The organism is Alteromonas naphthalenivorans, assembly GCF_000213655.1.
Classification (GTDB): Bacteria; Pseudomonadota; Gammaproteobacteria; order Enterobacterales; family Alteromonadaceae; genus Alteromonas; species Alteromonas naphthalenivorans.
In genome coordinates this window covers 2,565,460-2,591,127 of the sequence record NC_015554.1, presented here as the reverse complement: position 1 = coordinate 2,591,127, position 25,668 = coordinate 2,565,460, and the positions used below count along the sequence as shown (strand labels likewise).

The following is a 25,668-nucleotide window of genomic DNA, read 5'->3' as shown; positions in this document are numbered from 1 at the left end:
AAAAACGTTTAGTATTTTTCAATCTTAAGGTATTGGCTGCTGTGGAATGGTTGATGTGTTTTACTCAATAAAGCTTACTACCCCAGCCTAATTTTTTACGTAACACATTGAAGTAGCTGTAACCCTTTGGGTGCACTAAATAAAGTTTATCTTCACTTTTGTTGATGCGTATTTCATCGCCAGGAAGTACAGGAAGTACGATGTGGCTGTCACAACTTATTTGCAGTGAGTCGCTGTTAACCTTCGATACTTTCATCGACACTTGGCTATCGGCGTCTACCACAATCGGTCTGCTGCTTAGTGTGTGGGGAAACATAGGCACGAGTGTAAGCGCATCAAGCTTAGGCATGATGATAGGACCACCTGCCGACAGTGAGTAGGCGGTAGAGCCAGTAGGCGTCGCAACAATTAGCCCATCGGAGCGTTGGCTGAACACAAATTGGTCATCTATATAAATTTCAAATTCCATCATGTGCGCCACTTTTCCGTGGTGAAGCACCACTTCGTTCACTGCGGAATTGCTACTTTTTAATTTTTCATGACGATACACACCCACATCTAATAAAAAGCGTTTTTCAACTACGCATTCACCTTCAAAAATGAGATCAAGTTGCTGAACGATTTCATCGGGATGAATATCGGTTAAAAAACCCAAGTTGCCTCGGTTTACGCCTACTACATGGATATCAAAGCGTGCCAATACCCTTGCTGCACCTAGCATACTGCCATCACCGCCTACTACTACGGCAAGGTCGGCTTCTTTACCAATGGTCACTAAGTTGCATGCGCGATGGTTATCACTTTCTAATTCTTTTGAGATGCTCTCTTCAACCAATAATTCACAGCCTTTTGCGGTGAGGTATTGAGCCAATAGATTTAAGCTGTCGTGCGTAGCAGCGTGTTGAGGTTTGCCAATTAAAGCAACGGTTTGATAGGGCATGTGGTGCTAATGTGTTTTCCTTACTGATGTCGGGACATTAGCACAGATATTTTACGAATGGAAAGGCTTAGCGTAACGTTTATCGGGCTGTCCAGCCGCCATCCAGTATCATGGTTTGGCCGGTAATATTGCGTGCACTATCCGACATTAAAAATGCCGCTGTGTCAGACAACTCATCTAGGCTAATAAACTGCTTTTTAGGCATTGGCTCAAGCATTATTTTGTTGATCACTTCCTCTTCTGTAAGGTTATTTTCTTTAGCCTGAGAGGCAATCTGCTTTTCGACCAACGGTGTTTTTACATAGGCAGGGCATAGAGTGTTGATGGTGACATCACAGTCGCCGGTTTCAAGGGCGATAGTTTTAGCAAACCCCAGCAGGCCATGTTTCGCTGCCACATAAGCCGATTTATAAGGGGATGCCACCAGTGAGTGAATTGAACCGATGTTGATTATTCGCCCAAAGTTTTGCTCGCGCATGTTAGGTAAAAACGCTTGGGTTAAAAGCGCGGGGCCAACCAGCATAATATTAATCAGTTGCTGCCATTTTTCAGGCGGGAAGTTTTCAATGCGTGAGACATGCTGAATACCGGCATTGTTAATCAACACATTTACTTTTTGCTCTTTGAGCAAGTCGGGTAAAGCGGCTACTTGCTGTGCATTGCAAACATCAACTTCAATAGCGCTGGCACTGCCGTTTTCTCGTATAATATCGTTCGCAGCACGCTGTGCGGCTTGTTCGTTAATATCGGCAATGATGACATGATGTCCCGCTTTCGACATCGCTTGTGCTATACCAAAGCCAATACCGCTAGCGCCACCAGTTATAAATACGGTTCGCTTAGTCATTATTTGCAGTTCCTGTATTGGTCGTTTCTTTATTGATAGCGCCTGTGTTAATGCCTTTAATCATATTGGCCACAGCAGAAATTTGCGCGCCCTTTCGATTTGCATAATCATCTGAAGTGTATCCCCACCAATCCCAGCAACCTTGGGGGTTTAATGGCATAAATAACGATTTTTTAGTTTGCGGGTACAGCACAACGATATTGTTGTCATCGGCCCATCGGTTGATACCTGTTTTGGTTACATAGCTATTGCCAACTACTTCGGCATATTGATTGCAGCCATGAAAACTAATATGTAGCCTGCACGATTCACCTGATGCACAGTTTTCGGGTACAAAAACAAACCCTTTTTCCGCCAAGGTTTCGCCATCGCTGCCCGCAAGTTTTTGCTGAGAAATAGTGTAAACCTTGCCTGAAACCGAATCATCGGGTGCGGTTAAGTAGGGCAACAGGTGGTTCAACATATTACCCGCAGTGTCGTAATTACAGTTACCAATAAAAGGGCTTTCTGAAACGCTGCAATTACTGCCTTCATTCAAGGTAGGGAAGTGGTGTGCTGCGCTTTGGTCATTCACGTATACAATATTTTGAGTGTCTGTCCAACTTTGGTATTGGCGGTACAGTAAATCGCTGGCTTGCGCCGTTACACGCACGTCGTTTGTGCCGTGAAATAACCATACTTTGGCATCTTTAAGGCCCGCTAAAGGCGCAATACTGCCTTCGTTTGCATAGTCTATGGCAACGCTTGAAAGTGCATCTAGATTAATTGGTGCGTCTACCTTATTCACGCACTGGTTTAATGCAGTGGTGATATCATTTTGCGCACAATAATAAGGCCCTGCAGCAATGATGCCTGCGCCTTTTACCCAATCACTGTGTGCAATATGAAATTGCGTCGCCATATATCCGCCAGAAGAAAGGCCAGATACCGTAACTTGCTCTACATCAAGACTTAGCGGGGGTAGTCCATTGCCTGAATTAGCAGCGTTAGATAACGCTACGCCACTGTATAACGCACAAAAGCTGGCCAATATTTTATAAGTTGTTTTCATATCAGGTTCCTACAGTTAAATGCTTAGTTTGCCGCTAAGCATTGCACTTATTTAAACGGTTCTTTTTAGTATCTATAAAGCGCTGGCAAGAAACGCGGCAATACGCTCGCCTTCGGCTTTTACATTCACAATGCCTTCAAGGTGTCCGAACGGGCCATTTAGTGTTTCCAGTTCACTTTTTTTCCCCAACTGCTTGAGTTGATTGTGCGTTGATTCTGCTAAATAGGGCATAAGCAACAAATCAGTGGATGCCGGTAAGAACAAGGTTTTAGCTTGAATTTGCTTAAGCCCTGCTTCCAGGTTATTACCATGGCCTGCTAAAAATAATTGGCAGGCGCGAACTAAATAAAGAAGATGATTAGCATCCATTTTTTCAGCGCGCTGACGAGCACGGCTTTCTAACCATTTCACAATAGAGTGCTGAGCATTAATGTTCTCTAATGGCGCTTGCTCCACCGCTTGATAGCCTAGCGTTTTACCTTGCTGGTTAAAGTACGTAGGGTACAAGGCATCTTGGGTGATCAACATCAAAGAAGCCACTAACCCTTCTGTTGGTTGGTTATGTCGAGCGTAACTACCTTGTTTCCAGTTAGCATCTAATCGAATAGGCGTTGCCCAGTGCGAAAGGGCGGCGGTTGTCCACGCATCGCTTTCACCCGTGCCAATAACCGATATCATTCTTGGCACCCAGTCGGGGTAAGCACTAGCCCAGTCGATAGCCTGCATCGACCCCATAGAAGGGCCAACCACAGCATGCAGTCTCTGTATGCCTAAGCTTTCAAGTAACGCCTTTTGTACATTCACGAAGTCACGGATTGTCACCACGGGGAAGTCTAGCCCCCACGGTTTATCGGTTTCTGGGTTGATAGTAGCAGGGCCGGTAGTAATAACGTGCTCATCGTAGGCGTTTAAATTCACTAAACTGTCTACACTTATAACGTAATAGATATCGGTATCAATGGCTTTGCCAGGGCCAATTAACGCATCCCAGTAGCCTATACTAGGGCTTGCAATACCCTGAGAGCTCTCATATACACCAGCGGCATGCGATGTGCCCGAAAAGTGGTGGGTAACAAGAATAACGTTGCTTTTGTCTGCATTTAATTGCCCGTAGGCTTCCCAACCCACTCTTACGTTATTAATGGTTTTGCCACCAAATGTGGTGAAGCTTTCTATTGAGAACGTTTCTTTCTTCGTAATAAGCGTTGGCTTATTGGTTTCTGGAGCATTTGCATCAGCGGTATTGGCGGTGTTGACAGACTTCGCGGTGAGATCTGAAGCTGAATTGGCCACATTAGCACTGCACGCTGTTGTGGTAATTAATGAAAAAGCCAGCAAAGCACAATATAAAAAAGCTATTTTTAGTTTCATGGAAATCCTTGTCTAAAACACGCTGAATAGGCCAATGGCAAGGGCAAGCCCTATAACCGGTACTACTACCGTCAATGCTGCAACGGCACCATAGGCTGCCTTATGGGTTTCATGACATATGGCGCGAATTGTGGTGACAACATACCCGTTATGAGGCAGTGAATCTAGCGCACCTGAAGAGATAGAAACAATACGATGTAATTGTTCTGGCTGTACGCCTTGGTCAAGATAATGCGGTGCAAGTAGTGGCAGTGCGATAGCTTGGCCTCCTGAAGCCGAGCCGGTTAAGCCTGCTATTACGCTAATCGCTATAGCAGCGCCAATTAACTCGTTACCAGGGATTTGCGTCATTAAAGCTACCGTTTGCTGAAATGCCTCTGTGTTTTTAGCTATAGCGCCAAACCCTACGACTGCCGCAGTATTGCCAATAGCGACCAGTGCCCCTGTGGTGCCGGTGTTTATCGCCGCTTGTAAATTGTGAAAGTGGGCGCGGTTTATAATAAGCAAAGTAAGTACGCCTCCCCCTAAGGCTACAATAAGCGCAAGTTGCGCTAGTGCTTCGTGTAAAAAGAAGGAAATACACAGCACTACTAGCAATGGAATAATACCGGTGAGCGGGTGAGGGTAGTCTCGTTCGCGTATTTCAGGGTCGGTAATACGCGCTTCAAACTCCTCGCCATTAGCTATCGCTTTGCGGATCATTTTCGCTAGCCACCAGTAACCAAGCACTGCCATGAAAATAGCAACCACTAAGCTTACTTCCCATGCAGCAAAAGGTGAGGTGCCCAAATACTTAATAGGGATCCAGTTTTGGATTTCTGGTGAGCCGGCAGAGGTCATAGTAAAGGTGACTGAACCAAATGCCATGGCTGCGGGAATAAAACGGCGAGGCAAGTTCGCATCTTTAAATAAGCTTACCGCCATAGGGTAAACCGAGAAGGCGACAACAAAAACGCTGACTCCCCCGTAAGTTAAAATAGCGCAAGCAAGCACCACTGCTAACACGGCCTGTTTGTAACCAATGCGTTGTATTATCCAACGAGAGACCGAATCGGCAGCGCCACTGTCTTCCATGAATTTGCCAAACAAAGCACCAAGCAAAAACATAAAAAACCATGCGGCAATAAAGCCTGAAAACCCACTCATGTAGGTTTCCACAAAGTTTATATCACCAATAAAAACAGACATACCGTTGGTTAACGCCACCACCAGCGCACACAAGGGGGCTGCAATGAAAAGATTCATTCCCCGAATGGTTAACACAATTAATAACACTAGTCCGCCTACCAGACCCATCATACTTAACATCATTGTTTTTCCTTAAAAATCTGTGACCGCAGATTCTCCAGAACAGTTAAGTTTATGTTTATATTGCGTTTATATGGCTTTAAGTCATGGCTTTTCACTTCAATAAACAATTGGTGAAGTCATGTCCTAGGGCTAAAGTGTGGCGGTAGTGGCGCTGAATTCCCATAGTACGATGGTACTACATACGACGAGGGTAAAATTACCTAGAGTAAAGTTCGACCGCAGGCATTACATCCGACAGTAACGATAATTTAGAACTAAAAAGGACACATTATGTCACTCACTACACACATGCAGCGTTACCCTCGCTCTATCTGTGCAGCTGCTGTTGCGAGCGCACTGTTAGTTTCACCCGTTACGTTTGCTCAAGACGCAGATGCTGACGATAAAGGCAAACTAGAACGTATTGAAGTTACCGCACGAAAAACCGTTGAATCATTGCAGGAAACCCCTGTGGCCATCACCTCAATTGGTGCGGTTGAATTAGCCGAAAAGGGCATTAGCGTACTTACTGAAGTACAGCAGTTTTCGCCGAACACTACATTGCAAACCAGCCGTGGTACTAACTCTACCTTAACCGCTTTTATTCGTGGTTTAGGTCAACAAGACCCGCTTTGGGGATATGAGCCTGGCGTAGGTATTTACGTTGATGATGTGTACATTGCTCGCCCACAAGGTGCGGTACTCGATTTGTTAGATGTACAGCGCATTGAAGTACTACGTGGGCCGCAGGGTACGCTTTATGGTAAGAACACTATTGGTGGGGCTGTTAAATATGTCACCAAAGAAATGTCAGGGGAAACCCAGTTAAATGTGCAAGCTACCCTTGGTAGTTATAGCCAGCGGGATCTTAAGGTCACAGGGCAAATCCCATTAATAGAAGATACAGTGTATTTGGGTGTAGGTTACGCTAATTTAAACCGCGACGGCTTTGGCGAATACTTAGTCAGCGCATTAGACGGCCAAGATAAAGAAAACTATAACAAAGATTTATGGGCTGCCCGTCTTACCTTAGAAGTCCACGCTAGTGATGATTTGTTTTTCCGTTTCGGCTGGGATAAAACCGAAGATACCTCAAACGCAAAAGGTGGCTATCGTCTTATCCCCAGTATTCTAACCGACGCGCCAGTGCCTGATTCAAAGTTCGATTCGTACACCAGTCTACCTACTTGGAATAAAGTAGAGCTTGAAGGGTATAACTGGCTAGCCCGATACAATGTAAGCGATAATTTAGAACTTAAATATATAGGCTCTCATCGTGAAAGCTACTCGCCTACGAATATTGATTTTGATAATACGGCATTACCTATCTTTGATGTGCCGGCCGAATATGATGACAGCAATGACACCCATGAATTGCAGCTAAATTATACGGGAAATAGCTACTCGCTCGTTTCTGGCTTATATCTTTATGATGGTGAGTCATGCGGAAACTTCGATGCAGTATTAGGTGTGTTAGGTGTGGCGCTAGGCGCACCGGGTTTAACACGTGAAGTGAGCGGCTGTAACAACTCGGAAAGCTGGGCTGCTTATGCGCAATTTAATTACGACATCAACGACAAACTTTCTCTCTCACTCGGAGCCCGCTTCACTGACGAAGAAAAATCGGCAACGGTAAATAACGGCTTAATCTTCGCCAATGTATACCCTTCTACCGATTGGATTGATGGCTATGTTCGCCCTGATGGTGACTTAGTGCCTCAAGTGCTTGGCACAGACAGCGACGGTGATGGTGTATTTGAAGGACCTGCGGTAGAAAGCTGGTCACGCTTTACGCCACGAGTAGGTGTGGAATACCAAATGAGCCGAGATACCCTATTTTTTGCGAGTTATTCGCAAGGCTTTAAATCGGGCACCTTTAACCCACGCGCTACGGTAAACGAGCCAGGGGTTGAACCTGAAGTCGTTGATAGCTACGAAGTGGGCATGAAAAGCGATTTGAATGATGCATTGCGATTGAATGTGACGTTATTCTCGTATGACCATTCAGACCGACAATATATTGGTATTGAAGGTGATTTAAGCGACCCAACTGCACTTGATCAAAGGTTACGCAACGCGGCAGAAACCGCTGCAAAAGGTGCAGAAGTAGAAATGACATGGGTAGCCTCTGATAATTTACAATTTGATGTGGCTTACGGATTTATCGATTTTGAAATTAAGAAAAATAATGCAGTACCTCCCCTTATTGGTTTGGCTAGCACACCTGAAAATACACTGAACATTGGTGCTAATTATCTTCTGGAAACAGGTTTTGGTGATATTTCATTTAATGCTAACTATTACTATCGTGGTGATTATTTATTATTTGAAACTAGCGATCTAATCGAGCAAGACGCCTATGGCATGGTGAATTTAAGCGCGCGTTGGGAAAGTGTAGAAGGCGATTGGTATGCAGGCCTTCATGTGAAAAACCTAACCGACGAAGAGTACTTGGTGGGTGGATATGACTTTGTTACTCGAGACGAAGACGGCAACTTTGGACCGGGCTTAGGCGGTGACACCACACTGATTGGGTATTATGGAGACCCTCGTACAGTTCACGTTACGCTAGGTTATCGTTTTTAGTCGCGGTAAGCCGTAATAAATAGCGTATGTATTAGCGCAATATCGCACTAGTTAGATGTACAAATAATATAAAACAGCGATACAAAGAAGGCCGGAATGAGAGTTCCGGCTTTCTTGTTTGTTTTTAACTTCACCCCGCTTCTGCATTTACCCACATCAAGGGCGGCTATTAATGCTGGGCATTTGTAACTATCATGTTATTATTGTTTTAACATTTTAATTACAACATTGCGGCAGATAATAAAATGAAAATACGCGTACTTATTGCAGATGATCACCCTTTGTTTCGAGCGGCAATGTGCCAAGCCCTTGGCGACATTGTAGGGCCTCTTATATTGCAAGCATCTACGCTGAATGAAACCCTTAGTCAGCTTGAAGCTAACCCAGATATCGATTTGGTATTTTTGGATGTGAAAATGCCAGGTAATGATGGCTTGATAGGGTTATCTGAAGTGCGGGCACGATTCCCTGACGTATTGGTGGTAATGGTGACAGCCTTAGAAGAAGCTAACCTTATTCGTAAGGCGCTTGCTTTAGGTGCGTGCGGTTTTATCCCTAAATCGGCATCTATAGAATGTATAGCCGAGGCGGTTGAACGTGTGATAGATGGCGAGCAGTGGCTCCCTGAATCGGTAGCGAATCTTAATGATGATGCGACCGAGACAGAGACTAAAACTGATGATTTTAGCGTTAAGCTAGCCATGCTCACGCCTCACCAATTAAAAGTACTTCGGATGGTGGCAGACGGGCTGTTAAATAAGCAAATCGCCTACGAACTGGATATTTCTGAGTCTACTGTGAAACAGCACGTTTCAGCGGTATTGAGAAAATTGAATGTTATTAATCGAACAAAAGCAGGTATTGCCTTTAAACATGCTATGGCTGTGCATGAGTAGGCCTAAGCGATTATCTAGACAAGTCGATTTTAACTAACGCATTAAGCAAAATAACCTATCGCCTAAATTGACGCGTTAATAAGCTATCCCTGTTAACGACATATAACCACTCATATTGTTCATCTACCAATCACTAATTTGAACACTAAGCTAGCCATCAAGTTTCAATTCATTTTTAAGCAGGCGCTTAAGGGCTAAAGGTTTAACAGGCTTGGGTAAGTAGTACAGCCCTAAGTCACTAGCAGCGTCCCTAATACCCTCACTTCTGTTTGCCGTAATTAACACCCCGGGTACCTTGCGTCCCCACTTTTCCTGTAATTGAGACACCGCTTGCGTTCCTGTTTCATTGGCATCTAAGTGGTAGTCAACAAGAAGCAAATCTGGAGGGTTAGGGCACGCTTGCATCGATTCAGCAATATTTGTGGCAACTAGCACTACCGCGCCCCAATCTGAGAGCAATACTTCCATGGCTTGGGCTATTTGTGCATCATTTTCTATCAGTAGTATTAGTCTGCCAGATAAAAATAGCTTACTTGGCATTGAGCGTGGTGTCTGTGCACTAGGCTCTATTGCGCCATTTGTTGTTTTAGTTCTAGTTTCTGCCGTTTGGGTATGTGCAAGGTCGGCGCTTTTTACTTGTAAGTTCCCGTTATCAGCGGATACGCCAACGCAAGGCACAGACACACTAAACTTGCTGCCCTTGTTTACTGTGGATACCAGCGAAATAGGGTGGTGTAGTAACCGGCCCATACGCTCTACAATGGTTAACCCTAACCCCAAACCTTGAGCGTTTTGTTTTTCATCTAATTGGTGAAATTCGTTAAAGATTTCACTTTGCTGGTGGTTGGGAATACCAGCCCCTGTATCGTACACACAAATATCAATTAGCGGTGTGGTTGATTTTAATGGGCGCTGGTGGCCTGATTTTGAGTACTTGCGCCTTATACCAACCAGTACCTTGCCTACTGTGGTATAGCGTATCGCATTCGATAATAAGTTTTGCACGATACGGCGCAACAAATTTTTATCGGAATGAATAACAAGTTGGGTGGGGACATAGCGCAAGGTTAAGCCTTTAGATGCTGCTATAACAGTAAACTCTTGCACTAGGGGCGCTAACATATCATCTAATGCAAAATTGCTTGTTTGAGGAGTAAGCTTGCCCGACTCCAACTTGGTCATATCTAGTAGCATGGTTAGCAGGGTTTCTGCACTATTAAGTGAGCTAACCACCCCTTCTGAAAGCGTGGCCAGTTCAGCACCTTTGGTTTTTTGGGCCAGCATAGCGGCAAATAAGGTAGCGGCATTAAAGGGCTGCATGAGGTCGTGTCCAGCAGCTGCTAAAAACTTTGTTTTGCTTTCGTTTGCCTTATCGGCTTCAAGTTTTGCATGCTGTAGCTCTTCAGTGCGAGCAGCTACGCGGCCTTCTAATTCAGATTTGGCGCGCTCAAGGGCTTCTTGAATGGCAATGTATTCAGTTATATCACTGTAGGTCGTTACATATCCGCCCCCAGGTAATGGCGAGCCATTTAGCTCAATCACTTTTCCATCAGGCTGTTTGCGTACATATTTGTACCGGCTGCCTTCTTTCATATAAACAATTCGTTTATTAATTTCATCGTTGGTTAGCGTGGCGTTGCCGAATAGCCCTCTTTTGGCGTTGTAAGCAAGAATACTTTCAATCGACATACCGGTTTTAAGGAAAGCTCGAGGATAGTTAAACATTTCAATATAGCGCTCATTCCACGCTAACAACTGTAGCTTTTCATCTAATACGCTAATACCTTGCTCAATATTTTGTACCGACGATTGCAGTACTTCATGATTAAACTGAAAAGATTGCGACGCTTCTTCTACCCAATCTACCAATTCAGGCAAGGTCTCATTTTTAGTTTCAGTAATAGCGCCTAACAAAATGCGCGCGCTCGGAGTGCCTACTTGAGCACTGAGCAATTTTTCTGTGCGCTGCAGCAGAGTATGGTTAGCATAGCCAGAGTTAGCATCATTAGCTTCCGAGATGTTCACTGACAATTGGTTCACTAGCGCTAGGTGAACACTGGGGTCTAGTACGCGCTTCGTTAACGCCGTTAAATCTTTAATACGAATAGCAAAAGCAGGTGATGATATAGCTTCCTGTTCAATGCCATGAAGCGGATGCTTAAACGTAGTATAAGAAACCACAATGAAGGTGACGCAGTTCGCAAACAATGAATAAGCGAACCCCATTCCTAACTCGGCATCTGAAGGTGGGTTATTAAAGTAATAGCTCGACATTATGCTGGGGTACAGCAAGTACACTACCCAAAAACAAAAACCGGCTAACAGCGCCCATACGGCGGCAGTTTTGGTGCTTCGCTGCCAATAAATGCCGAACATAAGCACAGGAAGGCACTGGCCTAATAAGGCAATGGCAATAATACCGCTTTTCACCAAAGGCGCCGATTGGCTAACATTTAAGTGATACCAAAGTGCCACCGACAACACCACTAATACGGTAAGCCGGCGAATAGTCAAAATTTTACTGGGCTGCATGGTGTGGTTGGGTTCGGCGCGCAAGCGTAGTTTTAACCATAGTGGAGTAACTAAGTTGTTGGCTATCATGATGCCAAGGGCAAGTGTTGCCACAATCACCATGCTGGTGGTAGCCGATAGGCCACCAACAAAAGCAACGATAGAAACAGACATATTTTCTGCGTAAAGAGGAAGGGCTAATACATACGCATCGGAATTCACGCTTTGCGGCAGTAGTACTTTACCAGCCAATGCTAGGGGAATAAGAAAAACCGTCATACCCAATAGATACAGGGGAAATAGCCAGCGAGCAGTGCGAAGTTCACCTTCGCCGTTTAGTTCAACAAAGTTCATATGAAATTGGCGCGGTAATACAAACATAGAGCACACACCTAAAAGCACGTGGGACAAATACACCCATGGTGCCCTATCGGCATAAATGACACTGCGCGCAGCGTCGTTGCTGGCGGCTTGCGTGACTAAATCAAGCACGCCATCAAACAAGTAAAAACAAACAAATATGCCCACCACCCAAAGTGCAACAAGCTTCACCACAGATTCAAACGCAATACTAAGCAATAAGCCTGGGTGCTTGTCGGTGAGGTTGAGCGTTCGTGTTCCAAAGACAATGGCAAAAATAGCCATTAGCCCCGCCACATACAAACTCACGTTTTGCGTTGAATGCTGGGTATCGGGCGTAATGAGATTAATGCTTTTTGTAATGGCGTCTAATTGCAAGGCAATGTAAGGAATGACACCGATAAAGCACAATATAGTGATTAAGGCGGCAATTAGGTGTGAATGTTGATATTTAAGGCCGATTAAATCGGCCAGTGAGCTGATATTGTGTTGCTGACATAACCGGCTTATATGCAATATCACAGGAAAGGCGAATGCCATGGTAAGAATAATACCCATATAGGTAGGTATAATCGCCCAGCCATATTCAGCAGCTTGCGATGTAGTACCGAAGAACGCCCAAGATGTGCAGTGAACTCCTAATCCCAAGCTATATAAAATTGGATGTTGTTGATTATCACGTAGCCGTTTATCGCCCCAGAAGGCAATGGCAAATAAGGCGAGCAAATAAAGGGCAACTACCGTTCCTACGGTCCAAATACTGAGCATCAAGATTCCCTAATATAATACCTGTCAAAGTTAACATGTTTTTTACAAAGAATGGGTGTGCAGCTCGCATTTATTGATCTATTTAAAAAAACTTAAAAACAAACCATAAAAATAGTGTGGTTACCCTTGAAGGCGGTTAAAGCAGCCCCATAATTAATTCCAACACAGACATTGCCCATGATTGAGTACGAGTCATTCATGGGTTTATGCAGTATAGACATTAACGTTTGGAGGAAAGCATGAGCGATAACCGCGACGTGCAGGCAGAGCAAGAAGTTTCTGGCGTAGACGAAACCGTACAAGATGCTGAAGTAATTCAAGAAGAGCAATCTTCACCAGAAGCTGGATCAGATGCGACACAGCGCATCTATGAGCTAGAGACCGCACTTTCAGAAGCACAGGCAACCATTAAAGAACAGCAAGATAGCGTATTACGTGCCCGTGCTGATGTGGAAAACGCCCGTCGCCGCGCTGAAATGGAAGTAGAAAAAGCACGTAAGTTCGCATTAGAGCGTTTTGCGGGCGAGCTTCTTCCTGTTGTTGACAACCTTGAGCGCGCTATCGAATTAACTGATGGCGAAAACGAAGCGGTTAAGCCGTTGCTTGAAGGTGTGGAAATGACGCATAAAAGTTTCTTAAGCACCATTGAGAAATTTGGATTAAGCCTTATTGATCCGCAGGGTGAAACCTTTAACCCTGACTTGCACCAAGCTATGTCTATGCAAGAAAGTGCAGACCACGCACCGAATACGGTAATGGCGGTTATGCAAAAAGGGTATCAAATTAACGGCCGTTTGTTGCGCCCAGCCATGGTTATGGTTTCGAGAGCGCCTAGCGGTGGTGTAGATACGCAAGCGTAAATACGCATTGCGGCTTAAATTACACAAAAATGTCAGTTTTTTTACTGACAACTATTGAAAATAGTGCGGAATAACCCCACTAAAACTGTAGATTAAATAAATTTTTGGAGACACGTAATGGGTAGAATCATTGGTATCGATTTAGGTACAACGAATTCATGTGTCGCAGTGCTAGACGGCGACAAACCTCGCGTACTTGAAAACGCGGAAGGCGATCGTACAACGCCATCAATCATTGCTTACACAAACGACGGCGAAACTTTAGTAGGTCAATCTGCTAAGCGTCAAGCGGTAACAAATCCTGAAAACACGCTTTTCGCGATTAAACGCTTAATTGGTCGTCGTTTTCAAGATAAAGAAGTACAACGCGACATCGACATTATGCCTTACAAAATTGTAGGTGCAGACAACGGTGATGCATGGGTAGAAGCGAAAGGCGAGAAAATGGCGCCTCCTCAAGTTTCTGCTGAAGTACTTAAGAAAATGAAGAAAACCGCTGAAGATTATCTTGGCGAAGAAGTAACGGGCGCGGTAATTACTGTTCCTGCTTACTTTAACGATTCACAGCGTCAAGCAACGAAAGATGCGGGTCGTATTGCTGGTCTAGAAGTTAAACGTATTATCAACGAGCCAACTGCGGCTGCGTTAGCGTACGGTATGGACAAAAAGCAAGGCGATAACGTAGTTGCGGTATACGACCTTGGTGGTGGTACGTTCGATATCTCTATCATCGAAATTGATGAAGTAGACGGCGAGCACACGTTTGAAGTACTAGCAACTAATGGTGATACTCACCTTGGTGGTGAAGATTTCGATAACCGTGTAATTAACTACCTTGTTGACGAATTCAAGAAAGATCAAGGCATCGACTTACGTAAAGATCCGCTTGCTATGCAGCGTCTTAAAGAAGCCGGTGAGAAAGCGAAAATTGAGCTTTCTTCTTCACAGCAAACTGAAGTTAACTTGCCGTACATCACAGCAGACGGTTCAGGTCCTAAGCACTTAGCGATTAAGCTAACCCGTGCAAAACTTGAGTCATTGGTTGAAGAGCTTGTTAAAAACACGCTTAACCCGCTTAAGCAAGCATTGGCAGACTCTGACCTATCAGTAGGTGATATCCAAGATATTATCTTGGTAGGTGGTCAAACACGTATGCCATTGGTACAGAAGCTAGTTACTGAATTCTTCGGTAAAGAGCCACGTAAAGACGTTAACCCTGATGAAGCCGTAGCCGTTGGTGCAGCAATTCAAGGTGGTGTACTTTCTGGTGACGTTAAAGACGTACTACTTCTTGACGTAACGCCTCTGTCTCTTGGTATCGAAACCATGGGCGGCGTGATGACAGCACTAATTGAGAAGAACACGACTATTCCAACGAAGAAGTCGCAAACTTTCTCTACTGCTGAAGACAACCAGTCTGCGGTAACTGTACACGTACTACAGGGTGAGCGTAAGCAATCTAGTGGTAACAAATCACTAGGTCAGTTCAACCTTGAAGGTATTCGTCCAGCTTCTCGTGGTACCCCTCAAATCGAAGTAACTTTCGATTTGGATGCGGATGGTATTTTACATGTGTCTGCGAAAGATAAAGACACAGGTAAAGAGCAGAAGATCACAATCAAAGCATCTTCAGGCTTGAGCGATGAAGAAGTCGAGAAAATGGTTGCTGATGCAGAAGCTAACAAAGAATCTGATGCGAAGTTTGAAGAGCTAATTCAAGCACGTAACCAAGCTGATGGTATGATTCACGCTACTCGCAAGCAACTTGAAGAAGTTGGTGATGCACTAAGTGCAGAAGATAAAGCGCCAATCGAAGAAGCCGTTAGCGCGTTAGAAACAGCGGTTAAAGGCGAAGACAAAGCAGACATCGAAGCGAAAACGCAAGAACTTATTCAAGCGTCTAGCAAGTTGATGGAAGCGGCTCAAGCACAGCAAGCAGGCGCAGCCGGTGAAGCGGGTGCTGAAGGCGCTGAGCAACAAGCATCAGGCCAAGCCGATGAAGACGTTGTTGACGCTGAGTTTGAAGAAGTCAAAGACGAAGACAAAAAGTAAGCAAACTGTTGCGATATGCCCGGTAAGCCGGGCAAACTTTAGCAGTTAAGGCGCATCAGGTTCACTTGTTGCGCCTTTGTCGTGTAATAAAACACGATAATAAATGTAGTTTCACAAGGGCGATAATGTGCTCGAACAACGTGCTTGTGATAATAATAGGTAGGATAAGTAAACACTATGTCGAAACGTGACTACTACGAAGTGCTTGGGGTAGATAAAGGCGCTGGCGAACGCGAAATTAAAAAGGCGTATAAAAAGCTAGCGATGAAATATCACCCAGACCGCACGCAGGGCGACAAAGCCCTTGAAGTTAAATTCAAGGAAATCCAGGAAGCCTACGAAGTATTAAACGACGCGCAAAAGCGTGCCGCTTACGATCAATACGGCCACGCTGGTGTAGATCCTAATCGCGGTGGCGCTGGCTTTGGTGGTGGTGGCGACTTCGGTGATATCTTTGGCGATGTATTTGGTGATATTTTCGGTGGCGGCGGTGCTCGTGGCGGTCGTCAATCTCGAGCCCGTCAAGGCTCAGACCTTCGCTACAACCTAGAGCTATCGCTTGAAGAAGCGGTACGTGGCAAAAGCGTTGATATTCGCGTGCCTACATTGGTTGAATGTGAAGTGTGTGACGGTTCTGGTGCGAAGAAGGGCTCTACGCCTAAAACGTGTCCAACCTGTCATGGAAACGGTCAGGTGCAAATGCGCCAAGGCTTCTTTGCGGTTCAACAAACTTGCCCAACCTGCTCGGGTAAAGGCAAGATTATTGAAGATCCATGTAATAGCTGTCATGGCCATGGTCGTAAAGAAAAAACCAAAACCCTTAATGTCAAGATTCCATCTGGTGTCGACACTGGCGATCGTATTCGTTTATCTGGCGAAGGCGAAGCAGGAGAGAACGGCGCACCGGCAGGTGACTTGTATGTTCAAGTACATGTTCGTGACCATAAAATCTTCCAGCGTGACGGCAACAACTTGTACTGTGAAGTACCATTAAGTTTTACTACAGCAGCCCTAGGTGGCGAGCTAGAAGTACCTACACTCGACGGTAAAGTGAAACTTAAGATTAGCCCTGAAACCCAAACAGGACGCATGTTCCGTTTACGTGGTAAAGGTGTTAAGTCGGTTCGAAGCGGCGCGGTGGGTGATTTGATGTGTAAAGTTGTGGTGGAAACGCCCGTTAGCTTGTCATCACGTCAAAAAGAACTGCTGCAAGAGTTAGAAGAGTCGATGGGTAAAGCATCAAGTAAACACAGTCCAAAAGCACAAGGCTTCTTTGACGGTGTGAAAAAGTTTTTCGATGATTTAACTAACTAAATTATATCAAGTTAATAAAGCCCTCACATGAGGGCTTTTTTTTGCCCAAATATTGGAAAAATACAAAATTTACGTGCTAAAAACTTGCGCAAAAGCTGGGTATTCGTCAGGATAGAAAACAGACCAACACAAACGAACAGGCATGGCGATAACTATGAGCAAGAATCTAGGAAAGATAATCAAAACCACATTAGCTACCGCAGCTTTAGCAACGTGTTTAGCGGGTGGCGCAATTGCGGCGACCGAAACGTCAGAAGCTTCGTCAGAGAAGCATGCAAAAGCGGCTACCCAATACCGTCAAGCGATATTCCAATTGGTACGCAGCAATATGGGACCATTGGGCGGCATGGCGAAAGGTGCACTCCCTTTTGACGAATCTGTCATGATGACTAACGGTGTAAGGTTAGAGCAACTTGCGGATATGATGAGTGACTACTTGTCTGTTGATACCCGTAAATTTGATGTAGACACAGGCGCAAAAGACGCAATGTGGGAAAACTTTTCAGATGTAGAATCTAAAATTGCAGCTTTGAAAGAAGCGTCAATGGGTTTACAAGCAGCAGTTAAAGCTGGAGATGAAAGTGCTTATCGCAGCGCGATTGGCAAAGTTGGAGCAAGCTGTAAATCTTGTCACGACGACTACAAAAAAGACTAACTGTTTAAGTCATTCACAGCGCATGTATTTCGTGCGCTGTTATTTCCTTTCCCTTCAAGTTTTAACCAACCTGTATACCCATCACTCATGCTAGTTCATGTATCTTTCTATAGAGAGCAAATGATTGCGCTTTACATATTGCAAATTTACTGGATAAAACAGTAAAAACTCTTTATTGTTGACTAAAAAATGATCACGTCTTTAACGTAAGCAGTAAAAGACGAAAAGCAAATAATTAACTAAAAATGATCGCACTATAACCATCTTAAGATGGATTGGAGTTCAACTATAATGCAGCTTCACGACGGATTGTTGGGCTCTTTACAAGATAATAGTTTACCAGAAATTACCTCGCGGTTGAGTGAAGCCAAGGTAAATATGGAAGCTACTGCTGTCTTGCTCGTTTCTATATCTCCTGTTTCCACTCGCGTGGGTATTCTATGTTGCGATGACATCAATGCAGATTCTGAAAAAGAATCACTGATCATGCCCAAGCATGCTCAGCTCCTATTATCGATGACAGAAGTGAGCGCCACTTTGCCGGGCAGCGATTTTGAATGGCCAAAGGCGCTAATCAATTGTGCCAACCAAAACGTCATTGTAGGTGGGATTAAAGATTTTCAAGGTAATATTATTGGGGCCGTTTTAATTGTGTTGCGTTGTCACCAACTAACGAGCCAACAAAAGCACTACGCCAGTATAGCCCGCCAGCAGATAGAACTAGGTCTTCAATATAAACTTATTCAGCACCCCTTTACTGACAAGCTAGCCGAAAAAATTCAGTTGCTCAATGAAATCGGACGAATTTCTCATGTTGGAGGCTGGGAGCTAGATTTACATGCTAGTCTTGTCTCGTGGACGCGGGAAACTTACTTATTGTTTGGTGTTACGCCGGGCAGAGATATTACGGTAGAGCGAGCGTTAGCCAACTTCCCACAGGCGAGCCGTGAAAAAATTGCTAAAGCAATGAAAGCGTCAAGAAAGTCGATGTCCACGTTTGCATTAGAAGTAGAATACATTAATGCAGAAGGTTATCGGCGCTGGCTGAAAATGACAGGTACGCCACAAACAGACACTACACATTCGCATCAAGAAAAAGTGTATAGGATTTATGGTTCTGTACAGGACATCACCGAACATAAACGTTTGTCAGATACACAACACAACTACACGGAGTACCTTTCTACTATTTTGGATAGTATGGCAGATGCTTTAGTGACCATTGATGTCGATGGCACTGTGATCACAGCCAACAACAGTGTAGAGCACGTGCTGGGTTACGACGCTGATGAACTGATAGGACAAGATATCGGTATTTTGGTCCCTAAAGTTGAATCACAAAATACCAAAGAACATTTGGAAACGTTCATGAAAGGGGACAGGAAAACCACTAAAGCATCCTTAGAGCATCATTTTGTTAGCCACAAAAATGGTGGCCTTATACCTGTTGATATTTCACTATCATCATTTCATTTCGATATGCAAAAACGGATAGTGGTGGTATTTCGTGACATGAGTGTTCGAAAACAATTGGCAGACCAAGTTTATCAAGCCGCTTATTATGACTCCATTACCCAATTACCAAACACTAAGTTGTTCGATAAGGCGTTGAAGGGAGTTATTCGAAAAGCGGGAGTGACGTATGCTGATATTTATTGCGCGCAAATTGCTATCGATAATATCAGTCAGTACAAGCAGGCGTTTGGCCAGCCTACCGCCGACTATGTTATGCGTATTCTTGCCTCTAGGCTCACTCGAACATTTTCTAAGCCCTTTGCTATTTTCAGAGGTGCAGAAGACAACTTCTATTTATTATACGAAGACATCATCACTGAAGAAGATAAAGACGCGCAAAAGACTATAGATGCAGTTCGCCGACAATTTACCGATGAAGTGTGTAGCGACATTACCTTGCACAACAGCCCACATAAGATTTATGCCGTGGTAACCATTTGCCAGCTAAAAGGTATGAAGGCAAATGTGTCGAAAGTAAGGCATATGCTTGAGGAAGGGTATAAACAACTCAGTAGAGATAATGTGAATACACCAGTGGTTTTTCATAGTGCTTCTAGTGTGGGTTATGACAGGTACAATTTCATTCGACAATCTCTTGGTGCTGCGGTCAGTAATCATGAACTATTCATACAGTTACAACCCCAATATGAAAGTGATGGCAGTATGGTGTGTGCCGAGGCATTAGTTCGTTGGCAGCACCCCCAATTAGGTTTAATTACCCCCGCTGAGTTTATTCCCATTGCCGAAGAGAGTGATGCAATAGTAGAAATTGGCCAATGGGTGATGAATGAATGTGGAAAGCTATTATACGAGTGTAACAAAAGTGGTTTGAGAACACGGCTTTCAATTAATATTAGTGCCAAACATATGGCTAGAGCCGACTTTACCGAGAAAATGCTAGCTGTGATTGCTCATTGGAATGTTCCTAAAGGGAGCCTTACCATTGAACTTAGAGAAGCCGTACTCATTGGAAGTTTTGCCTTGGTGCGTAATTCAATGAAAGAGCTAGCAGATAAAGGGGTATCATTCTCTATAGACCATTTTGGCAGTGGTAATTTGAATTTAAGTTACCTTCGCGATCTGTGTATAAAAGAAGTGAAACTTGATAGGCACTTTATCGATGAAGAAGATAAAATTGGGGCCCAGAGCCCACTGCTGAATAGTATTTTCGATATCGCAAAAATCTTTGAATTAAGAACAGTAGCGGAAGGAATAGAAAATACTACGCAATTTAACGACGCTATAAAGCGTGGTTGCCATGTGTTTCAAGGGTACTTTTTAGACAAGCCCCTGAATGTCACAGATTGGCGCGCAAAATTACCCGTAAAACAGCATGCTGGTGGTTAAAGTGAAGCAGATTAAGTCTCACGTTTTTAGTGACGAAGCCCCAATTTTTGATGCGGGTAGTGCTAACGATAAAGAAATAATCTCCATTTATACAATGGGTTAAGCAGCGTAAGCCTGAAGTCTTATACGATAAAATCATGTTTATGCAGTAGGGTAAAGTAATACTCTATTGCGGAAACGGTCATGAATTATCATCAAGAATATCAGGCGTCAATTGATAACCCAGAAGCATTTTGGCAAGATAAAGCACTGCATCTCGATTGGTTTACTCCCCCTAAAAAAGCACTAAGCGAAAATACAAACGGCTATCCTCAGTGGTTTAAAGGGGGAAAGCTCAATACCAGTTATTTGGCGTTAGATCACCATGTTAATGCAGGGCGGGGCGAAAACGCGGCGCTAATTTACGATTCTCCGGTTACGAATACGCAAGAAACCTGGACCTATAATACCCTGCTTAATGAAGTGGCTACGCTAGCGGGCGCGCTCACAAGCCTTGGTGTCACAAAGGGCGATACGGTTATTATCTACATGCCCATGATCCCTCAAGCTGCGGTAGCAATGTTAGCGGTGGCAAGAATAGGGGCAATTCACTCTGTGGTATTCGGTGGTTTCGCAGCCAGTGAATTAGCGGTTAGGATAGATGATGCTGAACCTGCACTTATTATTACGGCATCGTGCGGTATAGAAGGTAAAAAACTATTGCCTTACAAACCCATGGTTGATGATGCTATCGCCCTTGCTCACCATAAACCTGCAGGTTGTGTTGTTTATCAACGCAAGCAGCTTAATGCGAACTTGGTAGATGACTTTGACCATGATTGGCAAGCATTATGTCAAGCTAGTGAACCAGTAGAATGCACACCCGTGGATGCTACCGATCCCCTTTATATTTTGTATACCTCCGGCACGACGGGTAAACCCAAAGGGGTTGTTCGTGACAATGGTGGTCATGCGGTAGCACTTAATTATTCTATGCAAGCCATTTACGACATAGATCAAGGCGATGTTTTTTGGGCTGCATCAGATGTGGGCTGGGTAGTAGGGCACTCGTACATTGTTTATGGGCCACTAATAAAGGGCGCTACTACTGTTATGTTCGAAGGCAAGCCGGTAGGTACACCTGACGCTGGCGCATTCTGGCGTATGGTAGAACAGCATAGAATTAATGTATTGTTTGCCGCGCCAACAGCATTCAGAGCGATTAGGAAAGAAGATCCTGAAGCTAATTGCATCGCGCGATATGACCTAAGTAGTTTACGAACCATATTTATGGCCGGTGAACGATTAGATCCGCCCACATATCATTGGACGGTAGAAAAAACCGGTAAGCCGGTGGTTGATCACTGGTGGCAAACTGAAACCGGTTGGCCTATTTGTTCAAACCCTATTGGCATTGAACCGCTTAGCACTAAACCGGGTTCATCAAGCGTTCCTACCCCAGGTTTTAACGTGAGAGTATTGGGCGCTAACGGTGAGCCGGTTGCTACTGGTGAAAAGGGGGCTATTGCCATATCTTTGCCGTTACCTCCAGGGTGTTTAACCACTATCTGGCGAGACCATAAGCGTTTCACTCAAGGATATTTACAGGAATTCGAGGGTTATTACAGCACGGGTGACAACGGATACATAGATGAAGAAGGTTTCGTGTTCATTATGGGTAGAACCGACGATGTCATCAATGTGGCGGGGCATCGGTTATCAACGGGTGAAATGGAAGAAGTGTTGGCTTCACACAATGCCGTGGCCGAGTGCAGTGTTATTGGAGTGGCTGACGCGCTAAAAGGGCAGATTCCAGTAGGCTTAGTGCTACTTAAAGATGGCGTTAAAGTAGAAGAGGCAGCTTTTGAGCAAGAGCTCATTGCTAAAGTACGAAACACCATAGGGCCGGTGGCTAGTTTTAAGCGTGCCGTGATTGTGAACCGCTTGCCAAAAACACGATCAGGAAAAATATTGCGTAAGCTGCTAAGACAAATCGCCGCAGATGAGCCCATTAATATACCCTCTACCATTGACGATCCAGGCAGTGTGACAGAGATTGCCGATTTAATGAAAAGCAAAGGCTTAGTTGAACGCTAAGCCTTATCGTTTCTTTTGCACAAGGAATTAAAAGTACTCTTCTACTTCAGGTGCGGGCGGGGCAATTTCTATCGCGTAGTAAAGCGCAGCCGCTGTTACTAGCGCAACTGCAAGTGCAAGCCAAAGACGAGACGAGGGAATAGGCTTGTCTTCAGTGTCCTTTTGACCATGAAACATAGGGGGTACAAGTTTTTGCTTTTTATACACGGCATAAAACCCAATAGCAGCAACATGTAAGCCTATTACCCATAGTAAAATATCGAAGGCGAGATGGTGCAAGGTATTCATAAGGTCTAACGTGCTGCCGCTGACAAGATGGCGATAGGGGCCATCAAGAAAAATATCGTCGGTCATGAACAGTCCGCTTACCGCTTGAACTAATAAAAGTAGAAGCATTACCACCACAAACCAGCCACCAAGAGGATTGTGGCCTGCCACGGCGGCACTGTTTTTATCAAACAATGTACGTAAATAACCTATTACCGCACTTGGTCCTTTCACAAATTGACTAAAGCGGGCGTAAGTTGGACCTATGACTCCCCAAATTAACCTAAAGACCAAAAGCCCTAAAGTAAAATAGCCAATATAGAAATGCCATTGGGTCGCATCGTCCATCCACTCAGCGGTAACATATTGTGCTGCAATACTGGCAACCAAAAGCCAGTGAAAAAGCCGGGTGGGAAGATCCCATATAAGCTGTTTACGCATATTATTCTACCTATGTGTTTTGAAGTAATTCAATAACCATTAATGTAAACCTTGTTTAGGTCTTGGGGTAAACCCACTTACTTTCATGCTAGCTATTTTTACCGTTAAAAACGATAGGTTGCCCGCCTTTTTTGTATTAATGCTGCAATTTTTCAATTATCAGTAATATTTAAGCTTATCTCGTTGCAATAGTAACTGCATTTGGCAAAATGCGTTTACTGTTAAAGGAAAAGAATAACGTAAATGAAAGTAGGTTTATTTGGCGCCAATGGGCGCATGGGTCGGGTGCTTATTGAAGCACTTGATCAAAACGAAAATGCAGAACTGAGTGTTGCTACGGTACGTGATGATTCTCCTTGGATTGGCATGAACGTGGGCGAGTTGGCTGGCATTGGTAAAAAGCCAATTGATTGTTTAGGCATGTCTTCGCTAACTCAACAACATGCTGATGTGATGATTGATTTTACCTTACCTGTGGTTTTTGAAAATAACATTGCATGGTGTGTGGCCAATAAAATGCCAGTGGTCATCGGTACTACTGGGTTAAGTGAAAGCCAATTGGCTGTGTTAGATGAAGCGGCTAAAACCATTCCCATCGTTTTTGCAGCAAACTATAGTGTGGGCGTTAACCTGATGTTGTCATTGGTTCGACAAGCTGCGAAGGCGTTAGGTAATACGGCTGATATAGAAATTACTGAAGCCCACCACAGGTTCAAACAAGATGCCCCTTCTGGCACCGCCATGGCCATTGGGGAAGCCATTGCCGATGAGCTAGGTCGCGACCTTAAAACTTGTGCGGTTTATGGTCGTGAAGGCAAAGAGCCTGAGCGAGACCAGGGCACTATTGGGTTTGCTACCGTTCGCGCAGGCGATATTGTCGGTGAGCACACCGCATTGTTTGCCGATATTGGTGAGCGTTTGGAAATAACCCATAAAGCATCAAGTCGCTTAACGTTTGCTAAAGGCGCGGTGCATGCGGCCCAATGGCTTCACGGCAAGCCAGCAGGATTATATTCAATGGTCGATGTGCTAGACCTGAAATAATAACTAAAGACCGTGAAGATAGTTTTCATTTTAACAGCGGCTTTAGTCGCATTACTTTGCACTAATAAGTAGTGGTTTTGGCGGTTATACAAGACAAATGAGTTTAAGTGGTTATTTTAATGATTTTTAATATTTAAATTAGACATTTTTAGTCAGTCATGTATACTCGCCGGAATTTGCCCGAATTTCGTATTCTAAAGCTATAAAACTGGCTGTAGAACACGGTTTTATTAGCTGCAAAGATCGTAAAATGAGCGCTGTTAAATCAGTACTCTCATTTTTTGTGGGGTTTGGACAGAAATTCTGTTCAAACACATAGTTATCCTTAATCTGGAGGTTGACTTGGCTAATTCTGCCCTTTTGGTGTTAGAGGATGGTTCTGTCTTTAAAGGAACGGCGATAGGTGCGCAAGGCACTGCCGTTGGTGAAGTTGTTTTTAATACTTCAATGACAGGCTATCAAGAAATCATCACTGACCCATCCTACGCTGAACAAATCATTACCCTTACTTATCCACATATTGGCAATACCGGTATTAACGAAGAAGACGTTGAAGCAGATAAAATCTGGTCTAAAGGTCTTATTATTCGTGACTTACCTCTTGTTGCTAGTAATTTCCGTCAACAACAAACGTTATCAGAGTACCTCAAAGCCAAAGGCGTTGTAGGTATAGCCGATATCGATACTCGTCGTTTAACACGTATTCTACGTGATAAAGGCGCGCAAAACGGCTGCATCGTTTGTACTGATGAGTTAGATGAAGCGAGCGCGTTAGCACAAGCAAAAGATTATCCTGGCTTGAAAGGCATGGATTTGGCAAAAGTAGTAAGCATTACTGAGCCAAAGACGTGGACTGAAGGCAGCTGGAAATTGGGCGAAGGGTATATCACTCCAGCCGATAGTAAATATCATGTAGTCGCTTACGATTACGGGGTTAAGAGCAACATTTTACGTTTGCTTGCAGACCGTGGTTGTCGCGTTACCTTGGTACCCGCGCAAACACCTGCTGAAGAAGTGTTAGCTATGCAACCTGATGGTGTGTTCTTGTCTAACGGCCCTGGTGACCCTGAGCCGTGTGATTATGCCATTACAGCGATTAAAACTATCGTTGAAACAGGTTTGCCAGTGTTTGGTATCTGTTTAGGTCATCAACTACTTGCGCTTGCCAGTGGTGCTACTACGGTGAAAATGAAGTTTGGTCACCATGGTGCTAACCATCCAGTGAAAGACTTAAAACGCAATGTGGTGATGATCACCAGTCAGAACCATGGCTTCGCTGTAGATGAATCAAGCCTACCTTCTAATTTAGAAGTAACGCATGTTTCGTTGTTCGATAAGTCGTTACAAGGTATTCATCGTACCGATAAGCCAGCGTTTAGTTTCCAAGGGCACCCAGAAGCAAGCCCTGGACCGCACGAAGCTGCGCCGCTATTCGACCACTTCATTGAATTAATCGAACAACACAAGCAGTAGGAAC

General features: G+C 44.3%; 17 protein-coding genes. 10 read left to right on the top strand and 7 right to left on the bottom strand.

Annotated elements, in window-relative coordinates:
• Window positions 1–64: 64 nt before the first annotated feature.
• The 5 genes from nadK to AMBT_RS11280 form a co-directional block, all read right to left on the bottom strand.
• The gene (gene nadK / locus AMBT_RS11300; RefSeq protein WP_013784764.1) at window positions 65–940 is read right to left on the bottom strand and encodes an NAD(+) kinase; all 876 of its coding nucleotides are present in this window, start codon (window positions 938–940) and stop codon (window positions 65–67) included.
• Window positions 941–1,019: 79 nt separating this feature from the next.
• Entirely contained in the window at window positions 1,020–1,787 is a 768-nt protein-coding gene (locus tag AMBT_RS11295; protein WP_013784763.1) for a 3-hydroxybutyrate dehydrogenase, read from the bottom strand.
• On the bottom strand, window positions 1,780–2,838 hold the full coding sequence (locus tag AMBT_RS11290) for an extracellular catalytic domain type 2 short-chain-length polyhydroxyalkanoate depolymerase (RefSeq protein ID WP_013784762.1): 1,059 nt from the start codon (window positions 2,836–2,838) through the stop codon (window positions 1,780–1,782). Before AMBT_RS11290 ends, AMBT_RS11295 begins: the two co-directional genes overlap by 8 nt.
• Window positions 2,839–2,910: 72 nt before the next feature.
• Complete coding sequence (locus tag AMBT_RS11285; protein ID WP_013784761.1) at window positions 2,911–4,209, bottom strand: E22 family MetX-like putative esterase; 1,299 nt, start codon at window positions 4,207–4,209, stop codon at window positions 2,911–2,913.
• A gap of 12 nt (window positions 4,210–4,221) precedes the next feature.
• A complete protein-coding gene (locus AMBT_RS11280) occupies window positions 4,222–5,517 on the bottom strand; it encodes a GntP family permease (protein WP_013784760.1) in 1,296 nt (431 codons plus the stop codon).
• Between the two features lie 273 nt (window positions 5,518–5,790).
• Here AMBT_RS11280 and AMBT_RS11275 point away from each other — a divergent pair, with 273 nt between their 5' ends.
• A complete protein-coding gene (locus tag AMBT_RS11275; protein WP_013784759.1) occupies window positions 5,791–8,085 on the top strand; it encodes a TonB-dependent receptor in 2,295 nt (764 codons plus the stop codon).
• A 245-nt stretch (window positions 8,086–8,330) separates the two neighbouring features.
• Window positions 8,331–8,981 (top strand): response regulator, encoded by a 651-nt coding sequence (locus AMBT_RS11270; RefSeq protein WP_013784758.1) that lies wholly within the window; start codon window positions 8,331–8,333, stop codon window positions 8,979–8,981.
• Window positions 8,982–9,131: 150 nt separating this feature from the next.
• Here AMBT_RS11270 and AMBT_RS11265 read toward each other — a convergent pair whose 3' ends face one another.
• Window positions 9,132–12,620 carry a hybrid sensor histidine kinase/response regulator gene (locus AMBT_RS11265; protein ID WP_013784757.1) on the bottom strand — a complete coding sequence of 1,163 codons (3,489 nt, stop codon included), beginning with the start codon at window positions 12,618–12,620 and terminating at the stop codon, window positions 9,132–9,134.
• 239 nt (window positions 12,621–12,859) lie between these two features.
• On the opposite strand from AMBT_RS11265, the gene grpE reads away from it, so the two are divergent.
• From grpE to AMBT_RS11235, 6 genes are all read left to right on the top strand, one after another.
• Complete coding sequence (gene grpE / locus AMBT_RS11260) at window positions 12,860–13,480, top strand: nucleotide exchange factor GrpE (protein ID WP_013784756.1); 621 nt, start codon at window positions 12,860–12,862, stop codon at window positions 13,478–13,480.
• 117 nt (window positions 13,481–13,597) lie between these two features.
• Complete coding sequence (dnaK, locus tag AMBT_RS11255) at window positions 13,598–15,532, top strand: molecular chaperone DnaK (protein WP_013784755.1); 1,935 nt, start codon at window positions 13,598–13,600, stop codon at window positions 15,530–15,532.
• A 177-nt stretch (window positions 15,533–15,709) separates the two neighbouring features.
• Window positions 15,710–16,846: a molecular chaperone DnaJ gene (gene dnaJ, locus AMBT_RS11250; RefSeq protein WP_013784754.1), complete on the top strand. Its 1,137-nt coding sequence runs from the start codon at window positions 15,710–15,712 to the stop codon at window positions 16,844–16,846.
• A 154-nt stretch (window positions 16,847–17,000) separates the two neighbouring features.
• Window positions 17,001–17,501 (top strand): c-type cytochrome, encoded by a 501-nt coding sequence (locus AMBT_RS11245; RefSeq protein WP_013784753.1) that lies wholly within the window; start codon window positions 17,001–17,003, stop codon window positions 17,499–17,501.
• A 291-nt stretch (window positions 17,502–17,792) separates the two neighbouring features.
• Complete coding sequence (locus AMBT_RS11240) at window positions 17,793–20,363, top strand: sensor domain-containing protein (protein WP_013784752.1); 2,571 nt, start codon at window positions 17,793–17,795, stop codon at window positions 20,361–20,363.
• Between the two features lie 183 nt (window positions 20,364–20,546).
• On the top strand, window positions 20,547–22,439 hold the full coding sequence (locus AMBT_RS11235; protein ID WP_013784750.1) for a propionyl-CoA synthetase: 1,893 nt from the start codon (window positions 20,547–20,549) through the stop codon (window positions 22,437–22,439).
• Window positions 22,440–22,466: 27 nt separating this feature from the next.
• Here the strand turns inward: AMBT_RS11235 and AMBT_RS11230 are convergent, their stop codons facing one another.
• The gene (locus tag AMBT_RS11230) at window positions 22,467–23,147 is read right to left on the bottom strand and encodes a cytochrome b/b6 domain-containing protein (RefSeq protein ID WP_013784749.1); all 681 of its coding nucleotides are present in this window, start codon (window positions 23,145–23,147) and stop codon (window positions 22,467–22,469) included.
• Window positions 23,148–23,390: 243 nt separating this feature from the next.
• On the opposite strand from AMBT_RS11230, the gene dapB reads away from it, so the two are divergent.
• Window positions 23,391–24,191 (top strand): 4-hydroxy-tetrahydrodipicolinate reductase, encoded by an 801-nt coding sequence (dapB, locus tag AMBT_RS11225; protein ID WP_013784748.1) that lies wholly within the window; start codon window positions 23,391–23,393, stop codon window positions 24,189–24,191.
• Between the two features lie 342 nt (window positions 24,192–24,533).
• The gene (gene carA / locus AMBT_RS11220) at window positions 24,534–25,664 is read left to right on the top strand and encodes a glutamine-hydrolyzing carbamoyl-phosphate synthase small subunit (protein WP_013784747.1); all 1,131 of its coding nucleotides are present in this window, start codon (window positions 24,534–24,536) and stop codon (window positions 25,662–25,664) included.
• The last annotated feature ends 4 nt before the right edge of the window (window positions 25,665–25,668 follow it).

Coding starts and splice junctions, on each gene's coding strand:
- AMBT_RS11280 (WP_013784760.1), bottom strand. CDS start 5,517: ATGTTAAGTATGATGGGTCTGGTAGGCGGACTAGTGTTATTAATTGTG.
- AMBT_RS11295 (WP_013784763.1), bottom strand. CDS start 1,787: ATGACTAAGCGAACCGTATTTATAACTGGTGGCGCTAGCGGTATTGGC.
- AMBT_RS11265 (WP_013784757.1), bottom strand. CDS start 12,620: ATGCTCAGTATTTGGACCGTAGGAACGGTAGTTGCCCTTTATTTGCTC.
- dnaJ (WP_013784754.1), top strand. CDS start 15,710: ATGTCGAAACGTGACTACTACGAAGTGCTTGGGGTAGATAAAGGCGCT.
- dnaK (WP_013784755.1), top strand. CDS start 13,598: ATGGGTAGAATCATTGGTATCGATTTAGGTACAACGAATTCATGTGTC.
- AMBT_RS11290 (WP_013784762.1), bottom strand. CDS start 2,838: ATGAAAACAACTTATAAAATATTGGCCAGCTTTTGTGCGTTATACAGT.
- dapB (WP_013784748.1), top strand. CDS start 23,391: ATGAAAGTAGGTTTATTTGGCGCCAATGGGCGCATGGGTCGGGTGCTT.
- AMBT_RS11285 (WP_013784761.1), bottom strand. CDS start 4,209: ATGAAACTAAAAATAGCTTTTTTATATTGTGCTTTGCTGGCTTTTTCA.
- AMBT_RS11270 (WP_013784758.1), top strand. CDS start 8,331: ATGAAAATACGCGTACTTATTGCAGATGATCACCCTTTGTTTCGAGCG.
- grpE (WP_013784756.1), top strand. CDS start 12,860: ATGAGCGATAACCGCGACGTGCAGGCAGAGCAAGAAGTTTCTGGCGTA.
- AMBT_RS11230 (WP_013784749.1), bottom strand. CDS start 23,147: ATGCGTAAACAGCTTATATGGGATCTTCCCACCCGGCTTTTTCACTGG.
- AMBT_RS11275 (WP_013784759.1), top strand. CDS start 5,791: ATGTCACTCACTACACACATGCAGCGTTACCCTCGCTCTATCTGTGCA.
- nadK (WP_013784764.1), bottom strand. CDS start 940: ATGCCCTATCAAACCGTTGCTTTAATTGGCAAACCTCAACACGCTGCT.
- AMBT_RS11245 (WP_013784753.1), top strand. CDS start 17,001: ATGAGCAAGAATCTAGGAAAGATAATCAAAACCACATTAGCTACCGCA.
- AMBT_RS11235 (WP_013784750.1), top strand. CDS start 20,547: ATGAATTATCATCAAGAATATCAGGCGTCAATTGATAACCCAGAAGCA.
- AMBT_RS11240 (WP_013784752.1), top strand. CDS start 17,793: ATGCAGCTTCACGACGGATTGTTGGGCTCTTTACAAGATAATAGTTTA.